This is a genomic window from Chitinophaga solisilvae (genome assembly GCF_009928525.1).
GTDB lineage: Bacteria > Bacteroidota > Bacteroidia > Chitinophagales > Chitinophagaceae > Chitinophaga > Chitinophaga solisilvae.
The window spans coordinates 131,286-142,307 of the sequence record NZ_JAABOK010000006.1 but is presented as its reverse complement, the minus strand read 5'-3'; the positions used below and the strand labels follow the sequence as shown (position 1 = coordinate 142,307).

Annotated in this window: 11 protein-coding genes; 9 read left to right on the top strand and 2 right to left on the bottom strand. The window is 48.0% G+C overall.

Annotation, left to right across the window (positions count from 1 at the left end; genetic code table 11):
• The first annotated feature begins 19 nt into the window (after nucleotides 1-19).
• The 5 genes from GWG06_RS13995 (at nucleotide 20) to GWG06_RS13975 (ending at nucleotide 6,179) form a co-directional block, all read left to right on the top strand.
• Nucleotides 20-1,015, top strand: coding sequence for a PorP/SprF family type IX secretion system membrane protein (locus GWG06_RS13995; RefSeq protein WP_127038794.1), 996 nt, complete (start codon nucleotides 20-22; stop codon nucleotides 1,013-1,015).
• Between the two features lie 12 nt (nucleotides 1,016-1,027).
• Nucleotides 1,028-2,695 (top strand): tetratricopeptide repeat protein, encoded by a 1,668-nt coding sequence (locus GWG06_RS13990; RefSeq protein WP_160713902.1) that lies wholly within the window; start codon nucleotides 1,028-1,030, stop codon nucleotides 2,693-2,695.
• A gap of 199 nt (nucleotides 2,696-2,894) precedes the next feature.
• Nucleotides 2,895-5,048, top strand: coding sequence for a TonB-dependent receptor (locus GWG06_RS13985; RefSeq protein WP_235938337.1), 2,154 nt, complete (start codon nucleotides 2,895-2,897; stop codon nucleotides 5,046-5,048).
• Nucleotides 5,049-5,059: 11 nt separating this feature from the next.
• The gene (locus GWG06_RS13980) at nucleotides 5,060-5,707 is read left to right on the top strand and encodes a hypothetical protein (RefSeq protein ID WP_127038801.1); all 648 of its coding nucleotides are present in this window, start codon (nucleotides 5,060-5,062) and stop codon (nucleotides 5,705-5,707) included.
• Nucleotides 5,708-5,870: 163 nt separating this feature from the next.
• A complete protein-coding gene (locus GWG06_RS13975; RefSeq protein WP_127038805.1) occupies nucleotides 5,871-6,179 on the top strand; it encodes a winged helix-turn-helix domain-containing protein in 309 nt (102 codons plus the stop codon).
• Nucleotides 6,180-6,188: 9 nt separating this feature from the next.
• On the opposite strand, the gene pdxA is transcribed toward GWG06_RS13975, so the two are convergent.
• Nucleotides 6,189-7,244 (bottom strand): 4-hydroxythreonine-4-phosphate dehydrogenase PdxA, encoded by a 1,056-nt coding sequence (pdxA, locus tag GWG06_RS13970; RefSeq protein WP_127038808.1) that lies wholly within the window; start codon nucleotides 7,242-7,244, stop codon nucleotides 6,189-6,191.
• Nucleotides 7,245-7,302: 58 nt separating this feature from the next.
• Between pdxA and rsmA the strand changes: the two genes are divergently transcribed.
• The 4 genes from rsmA to GWG06_RS13950 all read left to right on the top strand — a co-directional run bounded on the left by rsmA (nucleotide 7,303) and on the right by GWG06_RS13950 (nucleotide 10,223).
• Nucleotides 7,303-8,055: a 16S rRNA (adenine(1518)-N(6)/adenine(1519)-N(6))-dimethyltransferase RsmA gene (rsmA, locus tag GWG06_RS13965; protein ID WP_160713900.1), complete on the top strand. Its 753-nt coding sequence runs from the start codon at nucleotides 7,303-7,305 to the stop codon at nucleotides 8,053-8,055.
• Nucleotides 8,052-8,981 carry an NAD(P)-dependent oxidoreductase gene (locus tag GWG06_RS13960; protein ID WP_127038814.1) on the top strand — a complete coding sequence of 310 codons (930 nt, stop codon included), beginning with the start codon at nucleotides 8,052-8,054 and terminating at the stop codon, nucleotides 8,979-8,981. The genes rsmA and GWG06_RS13960 overlap by 4 nt, the downstream gene beginning before the upstream one ends.
• Before the next feature lie 182 nt (nucleotides 8,982-9,163).
• Nucleotides 9,164-9,637, top strand: coding sequence for a transcription elongation factor GreA (gene greA / locus GWG06_RS13955; protein ID WP_127038817.1), 474 nt, complete (start codon nucleotides 9,164-9,166; stop codon nucleotides 9,635-9,637).
• Nucleotides 9,638-9,833: 196 nt separating this feature from the next.
• Complete coding sequence (locus GWG06_RS13950; protein WP_202183022.1) at nucleotides 9,834-10,223, top strand: HIT family protein; 390 nt, start codon at nucleotides 9,834-9,836, stop codon at nucleotides 10,221-10,223.
• 3 nt (nucleotides 10,224-10,226) lie between these two features.
• Here the strand turns inward: GWG06_RS13950 and GWG06_RS13945 are convergent, their stop codons facing one another.
• Nucleotides 10,227-10,922: a response regulator transcription factor gene (locus GWG06_RS13945; RefSeq protein ID WP_127038822.1), complete on the bottom strand. Its 696-nt coding sequence runs from the start codon at nucleotides 10,920-10,922 to the stop codon at nucleotides 10,227-10,229.
• Between the last annotated feature and the right edge of the window lie 100 nt (nucleotides 10,923-11,022).

Genomic DNA, 11,022 nt, shown 5'->3' with positions numbered 1-11,022 from the left:
TTTTAAACAGAGATAGTTTATGATCAGAAGGATATTATTGCTTGCAACCTGCTGTGCAGGCCTGTTACGGGTCAATGCCCAGCAAAATGTGCAGTTCAGCCAGTATATTTTCAACAGCCTGAGTGTGAACCCCGCCTATGCGGGCTACAAGCAGGACTGGTACCTGCATGCTGTTTACCGCCACCAGTGGGTGGATTTCCCCGGTGCGCCGCAGACGGCCGCTATATCTATCGACGGGCTTACCAATGCACGGGACGAAAGAGTAGGGGTGGGCGCACAGGTGATGGTAGACAAGCTGGGACCGCAGGAAACGCTTTCTGCATACGGGTTCTATAACTATCGCATTCCGCTCGATGATGAAGATACCCGCCGTTTGTGTATCGGACTTGGCGGTGGTATCACCCAGTACAGCATTGACGGTACTGCGCTGAAGTATGTGGACGATATCGATAACGCCATCCCGCTGGGTAAAACTTCCCAGATTATTCCGGATGCCCGCTTCGGGATATATTACTACACGCCCAAATTCTACCTGGGCGCTTCCGTGATGGACCTGTTCTCGCTGTATACCGATAACTCCCGCTACTACTGGGGCGGTTACAACTATAAAACCATCCGTAAAACACAGCATATGTACATTCAGGCGGGCTACCTGGCGGATCTGTCAGAAAACCTGAAGCTGAAGCCGTCTATCCTGGTGAAAGAAGATTTCAAAGGCCCTACCAATCTGGACATCAACGTGTTTTTGCTGATAGCGGAGAAACTCTGGATCGGCGGTTCCTACAGAACCGGGGTGAAGCTGTGGAGTAAACCTGCGCTGGACAAAGATCTGGAACAGCTGGATGCCGCCAGTGCCCTGGTGGAATTTTACGCCACCCCGCAGCTGAGAATCGGGTATTCCTATGATATTACCATCAACAAAATGGCGAGTTATCAGCAGGGATCACATGAAATTTCTGTCGGCTTCCTGTTTAACAGTAAGAAATCACGTACCACCAGTCCCCGGTATTTCTAAAACATCTGATGTATGAGGAAACAACTATTGATTTGCTTTGTCGTATATGCCTGTTCGTTAGTACCGGCGGAAGTAGCTGCCCAGGAGCAGCCTTCCATCGGGAAGAGTGCAGATGTTTATTTCCGGCGGGAAGAATATGCGAGGGCTGCCGGGTTGTACGAACGGCTGATAAAGACACGCAAAGGCCGCCGTCAGGCTGGTATGGTAAAAGAAAGGCTGGCTACCAGCTATCGTTTGTATAATCAGTATGATAAGGCCGCCTACTGGTATTCGCAACTCCTGCAGGACAGCGCCAACAGCGCTACTGCCCGGTTATATTACGGGGATATGCTGAAAAGCCTGGGACGTTATGAAGAAGCAAAGCAGCAATACCGGCAGTATCCCGACCAGCAGCGTGTAGCCTTGCGCGTAGCCGGCTGCGATTCTGCCACTGTATGGCAATCCCTCCCGGCAAACGTTATACTGAAGAATGAACAGGGCATCAACTCCCGTTCCAATGACTGGGGCGCTACACCTTATGGAAAAGAGATTGTATTTGTGTCAGACAGCCTGCGGGGAGACATCTGGTATGTGAAAGGCAGCAGGCATCGTTACTACCGGAATAATGCCGCCTTCGGTAAGTTGTACGCAGCAGAGAACGGCCCGTCCGGAATCGGCTACAGTAAAGATTTTTCATCGGTTATTAATAACTATAAATATCACGTAGGACCGGTATGCTTTACACCCAACGGCGATACTGCCTATGTAACCGTTACTGATCCGGCGAGGAAAATACCTTATGATAGGAAGGAGGCGCCGGTTTATGGCACCCGCAGACTGAAACTGCTGGTGTTCACCAAAAAGCAAGACAAATGGCAATCTCCGGTGGCTTTTCCTTATAACAGTGACGACTACTCGCTGGGACATGCCTCGCTTAACAGCGCAGGAAATATTTTATACTATGCGTCTGATAAGCCCGGCGGATCCGGGGAAACGGATATCTGGTACAGCGAGAAACAGGGAGATAATACCTGGGGAACACCGCAGAACTGCGGTGCAGCTATTAACTCCCCTGATGACGATGCGTTTCCGGTACTCGGACCAGGCGATGTGCTTTATTATGCCAGTAAAGGTTGGGCAGGTATGGGGGGCTATGATGTGTTTGCCGCTGAAGGCAGTAAAGGCAGCTGGTCAGCGCCCGTTAATCTGCGGCCGCCGTTTAATACCAGCGGAGACGATTTTTATTATACCATGCATACCGCGCAGCAGGGCTTTATCTCCTCCAACCGGCCTGGTGGCAGGGGCGGAGATGATATTTACAGCTTCGCTGCACCGGACATTATACCCGGACTGCAGCCAGTACCCGTGCCGCTGCTGCGTATTCCGCTTATAGTGGATATCTGTGTGCCGGCAGAAACCTGCGTATACCTTTATAATAAAACCCGCGGTATAGGCTGGTGTTATATGGTAGCGCCGCCGTCCGGCAAGATAGAAGCCAAACTGGAACCGGATGCGGAGTATGAAGTGAGAGTGCACTACCGCGACCGTATAGAGCGCCTGGCGTTTGATACCCGCAATTATACCGGTACAGCACCTATCAGTAAAACAATCTGTCCGCAGCCGGTAAGGCCGGAGCCTGCGACAGTAAAGCCTTCCGTGCCGGCCCATAAAAAGCACAAGCGGGGGCATCATAAAAAATAAGTGAACAGGAGCAGACTTTGCCTGGTCATCCCCTCAAAATATTCCCGGAGAATTTATCTGTTCTCCACTTAGCCCCAAAATAGCCACCATCAATAATTACGTTTATTTTACCAGGTTACGGCAGGAAAATCTTCCTGCCGTAATATTTGGTTTATATTATAAACTAGTTTATTTTTGATGTGCAAATTAATCCCCAACTATGACCAGATTCAACCGATGTCTGTTTCTGCTACTGCTGTCACCACTGTATATGCTTGCCCAGGGCAAGATCAGCGGCAAGGTCACAGATAGTAAAAAGCATCCGTTACCAGGTGTGAATGTATTCATCAAAGGGTCCTACGACGGGGCCACCACTGCGGCAGACGGCAGTTTTTCCTTTACAGCCACCGCTTCCGGCGACCAGATACTGGCAGCTACGCTGACAGGCTATCAGCCATTGGAACTGAAAATAAATACCGGCAGCAGCGAGCAGCTGGTCATCGTATTGAAAAGCGCGGTGAACGCGTTACGTGTGGTGACTATATCTGCCGGCAGCTTCGAAGCCAGCGACAGCAAAAAAGGAACCGTGCTCACACCGCTGGATATTGTTACCACCGCCGGCGCCGGCGCTGACATTGCCAACGCTATCAAGACATTGCCCGGTGCGCAGCAGACCAATGACCGCGAAGGATTATTTGTGCGCGGCGGTACCGGATACGAAACGCAAACCATCATTGATGGTATGCTGGTGAGGAACCCCTTTTTCAGCAGTATGCCTGAAATACCCGGCCGTGGCAGGTTTTCGCCCTTTCTATTCAAAGGAACCACTTTCAGCAGCGGTGGTTATTCCGCTCAGTACGGCCAGGGGCTTTCCTCTGCGCTGATCCTTGAATCTACTGACCTGCCTGACCGTTCCTCTTCTTCGGTAGGGGTATCTGTCATAGGTGTTAATGCCGGTATCGATAATCTGTCAAAAGATAAAAAAACATCCTATGGCATCGAAGCAGATTACACGAACCTGTCTCCCTACTTTAACCTGATCAAACCCAAGCAGCATCCTATTCTCGGGCCGGAGATCATCGGTACTTCCGCCAATTTCCGCCGGAAGACATCGAAAACGGGCATGCTGAAATTTTATGGTTACTACAACCGCAGCAATATGGGATTCCGTTCTGAAAGTATTGAATATCCCGGTGCGACCGAGTCTTTTACGCTGCATAACGATAACGTATATACGAACCTGACCTATAAAGAGAGCCTTGGCCGTAACTGGAGATTGTATGCCGGGTTGTCCTTCAGCTCCAACAGGGATAATATCAACACTGATACCTCTGTAAAATCGATACCGCCTGCCTATATCAAAAGTACTTCCACGCTGGCGCAGTCACGCGTGATGCTGACCCGTGACCTGGGGCGTTTTTCAGCGCTGCGTTTCGGCGGAGAATACCAGTATGCAGTGGAAAAAAGCGCTTTGAACAGCCTGAATGCGGGCTTCGTTGATAATTACAGCGCTGCATTTGCAGAAACGGATATATACTTTACCCCCAGCTTCGTAGGGCGTTTCGGCGGACGTGCGGAATACTCTTCCGTACTGGCCCGCATGAATGTAGCGCCCCGTGTATCGCTGGCGTACAAGCTCAGTAACTTCAGCCAGTTTTCAGTAGCCTATGGCGACTATTTCCAGAAGCCGGAACCGCAGTACCTGCGGTTTGCCAATAGCCTGGATTACATGAAAGCCACCCATTACATCGTGAGTTTTCAGCGGGTAGCCAGTGATTATACTTTCCGTACAGAGTTGTTCTACAAGAAGTATGCAGACCTGGTTAAAACAAATCCATATACTAATAACGGTAAGGGCTATGCGCAGGGAGTAGAAGTTTTCTGGCGCGACCGGAAAACCTTTAAGAACGTGGATTACTGGGTGTCTTATTCTTACCTGGACACAAAGCGGGATTTCCTGAATTACCCGATGCAGGTGCAGCCTGACTTTGCGGCCAGTCATACTGCCAGTGTGGTATACAAGCACTTCTTTCCAAAGCTGAGTACCAGTCTGGGCCTGACTTACAGCTTCGCTACCGGCAGGCCGTATTTCAATCCTAATCAGCCGGCAGACAAGTTTATGTCAGACCGCACCATGACCTTCAATTCGCTGGGGGTGAGCGCCAGTTATCTGACGAGCATCCGGAAAGCGTTTACCATCTTTGTATTGTCTGTGGGCAATGCGCCTGGCTTCAAGCAGGTATTCGGTTACCGCTATTCCAGCGATGGTATGCGCAGAAGTGAAATTACGCCAAGTGTTCCACGATTTATATATCTTGGAATGTTCATGAACTTCGGCATAGACAGAAGACAGGATGTAATTAATAATTTATAATTCCAACAGATATGAAACGTTTCATTTATTCCCTTTTACTGCTCAGCGGCCTGACAACCGGCGCTATGGCGCAGTCGGCCCAATACCAGGATGCTATGTCGAAGCAGACATCAGACCTGGACAGTGGTTATGTATTTACCCCGGATGGCCTGCAACAGAAAGCAAACACATTTGAGCGCATTGCTGACGCTGAAAAAAGTCAGTGGTTACCTTATTACTACGCAGCTTACTGCAATATTATGCACGCGTTTCTGCTGCAGGATAAAAGTAAGATAGATCCTTTGGCAGATAAGGCAGAAGCCAGTCTGGATAAGGCTGAGGCACTCAGTCCCAAAAATTCTGAGATTGCCTGTATCCGTTCCCTGATAGCTTCTGCAAGGCTCACGGTTGATCCGATGACCAGAGGTATGAAATATGGTATGGAAGCGGGGCAGCAGATTCAGCTGGCGAAAACATATAATCCGGAAAATCCGCGTGTATATATGCTGCTGGGTCAGTCATTTTTATTTACGCCTGAGCAGTTTGGTGGTAGTAAAGTAAAAGCAAAGGAAAACCTGGAAGTAGCTGTACAGAAGTATGCAGCCTTCAAGGCAGAAAGTCCGATAGTGCCTCATTGGGGTGAGCTTTATACCAAAGAACTGCTGAGTAAAGCGCAGTAAAATATTTACGGAGTAGAAATGCTGAGATTTTGAAATTTTTGGAATCCTGTATGCGGCAGCGATATTCGGGCACATCATTCGCTGTATACAGATTCCAGAATTTCAAAATCTCAAAATCCGTAAATAAATAATTAAATTTCAATAAACTAAATCTGAAAGAAGGATGGACTTTAAAGATCTGGACCCGGTGCTGCATTCACAATTGCGGCTGGCTATCATGAATGTGCTGCTGAGTGAGAAGGAAGCGGAGTTTACTTTGCTGAAAGAGAAAACGAATGCTACAGCCGGTAACCTGAGTGTTCAGATCAACAAGTTGCGTGATGCTTCCTATATAGAGGTAGTAAAGCAGTTTAAAGACAATTATCCCCAGACGATTTGCAAGATAACCCCTGCAGGCAGGAAAGCCTTTGAGAATTACGTGAATTCTATCCAGACCTATCTGAACATCAATAAATCCAACCGCCAGGCGTAGCGCTATTCGCTATTCAGACGCCAGTTCTGTTTTCTTCAGCGGATTGCGGGTGTTGTCCGCATAGCGTTCCCTTTGTTCCATAATTTCGAGGCAGGTAAAGATGGCTTGTCTGAATGAGCCGGGATCTGCCACATTTTTACCGGCGATATCGAAGGCGGTGCCGTGATCCGGAGAAGTGCGTACAATGCCGAGGCCGGCAGTGTAATTGATACCTTCGCCATTGGCGAGGGATTTGAATGGAATGAGGCCCTGATCGTGGTACATGGCGAGTACGCCATCGAACTGCCGGTACATTTCGCGTGCGAAGAAAGCGTCAGCGCTGTATGGGCCGAAGCAGAGGGTACCGTTGCCTTTGGCGTGCCTGATAGCGGGGGTGATCTGTTCAATTTCTTCCCTGCCGATGAGGCCATCATCGCCGGCGTGCGGGTTGAGGCCCAGTACGGCAATACGCGGCTGATCTATACCGAAATCCTTCACCAGGCTTTCTTTCATGAGCTGTAATTTGCTCAGGATATTTTCCTTTGTAACATATTTAGCTACTTCGGCCACAGGAACGTGTTCTGTGAGCAGGCCCACGCGCATGTTATCGGCGGTCATGAACATGAGTACGTCTTTGGCATTGAAGGAGGCTTTGAGGAAGGGGGTATGGCCGGTGTAGTTGAAAGACTGGCTTTGTACATTGTTCTTATGGATAGGAGCTGTTACCAGGCCCTGAATGTTGCCTTCTTTCAGGCATTGGATGGCAATTTCGAGGGCGCGGGCGGCATATTTTCCGCCGGCTTCGTTGAGTATACCCGGTGTGATCTGTACTTCTTCTTCCCAGCAGTTATATACGTTTACCTGCTTGTGATTCAGGCGGGTAAAGTCTTTGATGCTCTGGTAGTTGAAATTGTTTTCATTCATCAGCTTCCGGTAAAAGTTGATGGTTTTATTAGATGCGAAGATCACCGGCGTGCAGAATTCCATCATCCTGTTGTCCAGGAAGGTTTTGATAATGATTTCTGCGCCTATGCTGTTGATATCACCAATGGTGATGCCGATAACCGGTTTATGTTGTGTACTCATACGATTGCCTCTAATGAGCGGCAAAGATAAGCTTTTAAAGGTGTATCTTTGCGGTCCGATGTACACATTAAAAAAATCACTGGGTCAGCATTTCCTCACAGATGAAAATATGTGCAGGCAAATCGTGGACGCACTACCTGTAAAAGAAGGCCAGCAAGTGCTGGAAGTGGGGCCGGGAGGCGGCGCTATCACCAAATACCTGCTGGAGATACCGGGTATTGATTTCAAAGCCATAGAGCTGGATACGGAGAAGGTGGAATACCTGGAGAAGACTTACCCTGCTATTAAAGGCAAGCTGGTCAACGAAAGCATCCTGGATGCGAAACTGCCGTTTGACGGGCAGTTCCGCCTCATTGGTAATTTCCCCTACAATATTTCCACCCAGATCATGTTTAAGGTACTGGAATGGCGTAACCAGGTAGATGTGGTAGTAGGTATGTTTCAGAAGGAAGTGGCTGTGCGTATTGCGTCTGACAAGGGCAACAAGGACTATGGTATCCTGAGTGTGCTGTTGCAGGCGTTCTATAAAATTGAGTATCTGTTTGAGGTACATGAGAATTGCTTTAATCCGCCGCCCAAGGTGAAATCCGGCGTGATCCGGCTTACCAGGCTGGAGCAGCCGGCAGATATTGCCTCTGAGCGGAAATTCTTGGTGCTGGTAAAAACAGCATTCAACCAGCGGCGCAAGCAGTTGCGTAATCCGCTGAAACCATTATTCGATAAGGAAGTTTTACAGGACCCTATCTTTACCAAAAGAGCCGAAGAGTTGTCTGTAGCCGACTTTGCAGCATTATCCCATAAGATGATATGAGCAGGAAAGTATTAATCACCGCGAAAACGCATCCGTATTTAACCGATCAACTGCAGAACAAGGGTTTTGAAGTTATTTATGCGCCGGCAATAACATATGATGAAGTATACAGCACTATTGCAGACTGTGTAGGGCTGATTGTTACCACCCGTGTGAGGGTAGACAAGCATATAATAGACCATGCGCGGGAGCTGCAATGGATAGGCCGCCTGGGTTCCGGTATGGAGCTGATAGACGTGCCTTATGCGGAGAGCAAAGGTATTCACTGTGTGAGCAGCCCGGAAGGTAACCGCGACGCCGTTGGCGAGCAGGCAGTGGGCATGTTGCTCTGCCTCATGAACAATGTGCTGAAGAGCAATCTGGAGTTGCGCCAGGGGTTATGGGAGCGTGATCTGAACCGTGGCTTTGAGCTGAATGGCAGAACGGTGGGTATCATCGGTTATGGTAATACCGGCAGCACATTGGCGCGTAAACTGAGCGGCTTTGATGTGAACATCCTGGCTTACGATAAATACCTGAAAGGTTTTAGTACTGCCGGCGTGCAGGAGGCGTCGCTGGAGCGGATCTTTGCCGAGGCGGAGATTGTGAGTCTGCATCTGCCGCTGACACCGGAAACGCATCATATCGGCAACCATGACTTTTTCGCATCGTTTGCCCGTCCCATCTGGTTCATGAATACTGCGAGGGGGAAGCTGGTGAATAACGGTGATCTTATCAAGGCCCTGCAGGAGGGTAAAGTAGCGGGAGCTTGTCTGGATGTGATCGAGAATGAAAAGCTGCCTACTTATACGGCTGCAGAGAAGGAGCAGCTGGCTTTTTTCCTGGCTGCGCCCAATGTGGTACTGACGCCGCATATAGCAGGTTACTCCCACGAAGCCAGTGTTAAAATGGCTCGTATTGTGTTGGAGAAACTGAACATCATATAAGAAGAAAATTGCATTTTTGTCCGGGGTAAACGGTTGATTATCAACTTGTTTTAGTCCGGATGGGCACTTTTTTTTCTTTGCATATTTTTTATTATATTTGCAATAACACCAGTAAACAACGCTTCTGTGCAAATGGAGGCGTTGATTTTTTTTTCTTATAACCAATAAAAACAAAGCAGGTTATGTCTGGCATAAACTACGTTACGAAAGAAACCCTGGATCAAATGATGAATGAGCTGAGCATCCTGAAAACCAAAGGACGCGCTGAGATTGCGAGAGCTATTTCGGAAGCACGTGAAAAGGGCGACTTGAAGGAAAATGCCGAATATGATGCCGCCAAAGAAGCGCAGGGTATACACGAGGCCAAGATAGCACAGCTGGAGAACGCTATTGCTACCTCCCGCATTGTAAGTGCAGATGCTATAGATACATCCAAGGTTTCCATTCTTTGTAAAGTGACCATCACCAATATAGCCAACAAGAAAACATTCACGTATCAGCTGGTATCTGAAACCGAGGCTGATCTGAAGGCCGGCAAAATTTCCGTGACTTCTCCGATAGGCAAGGGGCTGTTAGGCAAACAGGTAGGCGAGGTCGCTGATGTGCAGGCGCCGAACGGTAGTATTAAATTTAAAATTGAAAATATTTCCGCTTAAGTGTGGATATGGCTTTTTCACGATATTTGCAGGGGATGCGGGAGCATTCCCTTTTTTATGAACCCTTCTTTTAAATTATGAATTATGAATTATGAGTTAGCGCGAAGATTGGAATGAATGACGTTATTTGATTTTTCGCTCTGATCTTCGTGCTAACTCATAATTCATAATTCATAATTTCTAATTCATTTGCATCATGACTATTTTCACGAAAATCATCAACGGCGAAATTCCCAGTTATAAAATTGCTGAAAACGATCATTTCTATGCCTTCCTGGATATTTTTCCATTGGTAAAGGGTCATACGCTGGTTATTCCCAAAGCGGAAACGGATAAGTTTTTTGATGTGTCGGATGAGCTGATGCGGGAATATCTGTTGTTTGCGAAACCTATTGCCCATGCCATTGAGAAGGTGGTTCCCTGTAATCGTATAGGGGTGAGCGTAGTAGGGCTGGAAGTGCCGCATGCGCACATGCACCTCATACCTATCAATTCAGCGGATGACATGAATTTTTCCCGCAGCAAGTTAAAGCTCACACCTGATGAGTTCAGGGAGATTCAGGCACAGATTATCGCCGCGCTGTAATATTTATTTTACCGGGATATTAAAACGGAATCCGACGCCATGGAGTGTTTCCAGTCTGACATGGGGATCTGATTTAAAATGTTTTCTCAGTTTGGTGACAAAAACGTCCATACTACGGCCCAGGAAGTAGTCATCTTTTCCCCATACGTGTGAAAGGATGTCTTCTCTCTTCAGGGTTTTATTCGGATTGTTGCACAGGTATCTGAGTAATTCCGCTTCTTTCTGGGTCAGGGATATGGAAACATCGCCGGACTCATTGTAGAGGCGGAGGTCTTCGTAGTCGAAGGTCAGTTTGCCGATGGCGTAGGTGTTGGTTTTATCTGCGCCTGCGCTACGGGTTCTTTTCAGAAAAACTTCAATACGCAGTATAAGTTCCTGCATGCTGAAAGGCTTGCTGATATAGTCGTCTGCACCGGTGCGCAGCCCGGCGATCCTGTCTTCTTTTTCATTTTTGGAAGTGAGGAATAAGATGGGAACGTGGTCATTAACGGAACGTATTTGCTGGGCAAGTGCCAGTCCGTCTTTTTTGGGCATTACCACATCCAGCAAACAAATATCGAAAGAGCGCAACTGGAACTGTTCCCACGCGGCCTGGCCGTCTATACTGTGCACAACATCATAGCCCGCTTCTTCCAATCGTTTCTTTGTAACTGCACCAATATATTGATCGTCTTCCACCAATAGGATTCTTGCTTTCATATTTGCCTGATGCTGATTAATATAAAAAAGCTTGTTGCAAAATTGCTGCTTAACAAATGATGGTCATTTTTCATAGTGAAGCTATTTTCCGGTCATGCTA

Excerpts from the sequence above, each read along its gene's own strand:
- GWG06_RS13990 (WP_160713902.1), top strand. The coding sequence starts at position 1,028 with ATGAGGAAACAACTATTGATTTGCTTTGTCGTATATGCCTGTTCGTTA.
- GWG06_RS13985 (WP_235938337.1), top strand. The coding sequence starts at position 2,895 with ATGACCAGATTCAACCGATGTCTGTTTCTGCTACTGCTGTCACCACTG.
- GWG06_RS13995 (WP_127038794.1), top strand. The coding sequence starts at position 20 with ATGATCAGAAGGATATTATTGCTTGCAACCTGCTGTGCAGGCCTGTTA.
- GWG06_RS13980 (WP_127038801.1), top strand. The coding sequence starts at position 5,060 with ATGAAACGTTTCATTTATTCCCTTTTACTGCTCAGCGGCCTGACAACC.
- greA (WP_127038817.1), top strand. The coding sequence starts at position 9,164 with ATGTCTGGCATAAACTACGTTACGAAAGAAACCCTGGATCAAATGATG.
- pdxA (WP_127038808.1), bottom strand. The coding sequence starts at position 7,244 with ATGAGTACACAACATAAACCGGTTATCGGCATCACCATTGGTGATATC.
- GWG06_RS13950 (WP_202183022.1), top strand. The coding sequence starts at position 9,834 with ATGACTATTTTCACGAAAATCATCAACGGCGAAATTCCCAGTTATAAA.
- GWG06_RS13975 (WP_127038805.1), top strand. The coding sequence starts at position 5,871 with ATGGACTTTAAAGATCTGGACCCGGTGCTGCATTCACAATTGCGGCTG.
- GWG06_RS13960 (WP_127038814.1), top strand. The coding sequence starts at position 8,052 with ATGAGCAGGAAAGTATTAATCACCGCGAAAACGCATCCGTATTTAACC.
- rsmA (WP_160713900.1), top strand. The coding sequence starts at position 7,303 with ATGTACACATTAAAAAAATCACTGGGTCAGCATTTCCTCACAGATGAA.
- GWG06_RS13945 (WP_127038822.1), bottom strand. The coding sequence starts at position 10,922 with ATGAAAGCAAGAATCCTATTGGTGGAAGACGATCAATATATTGGTGCA.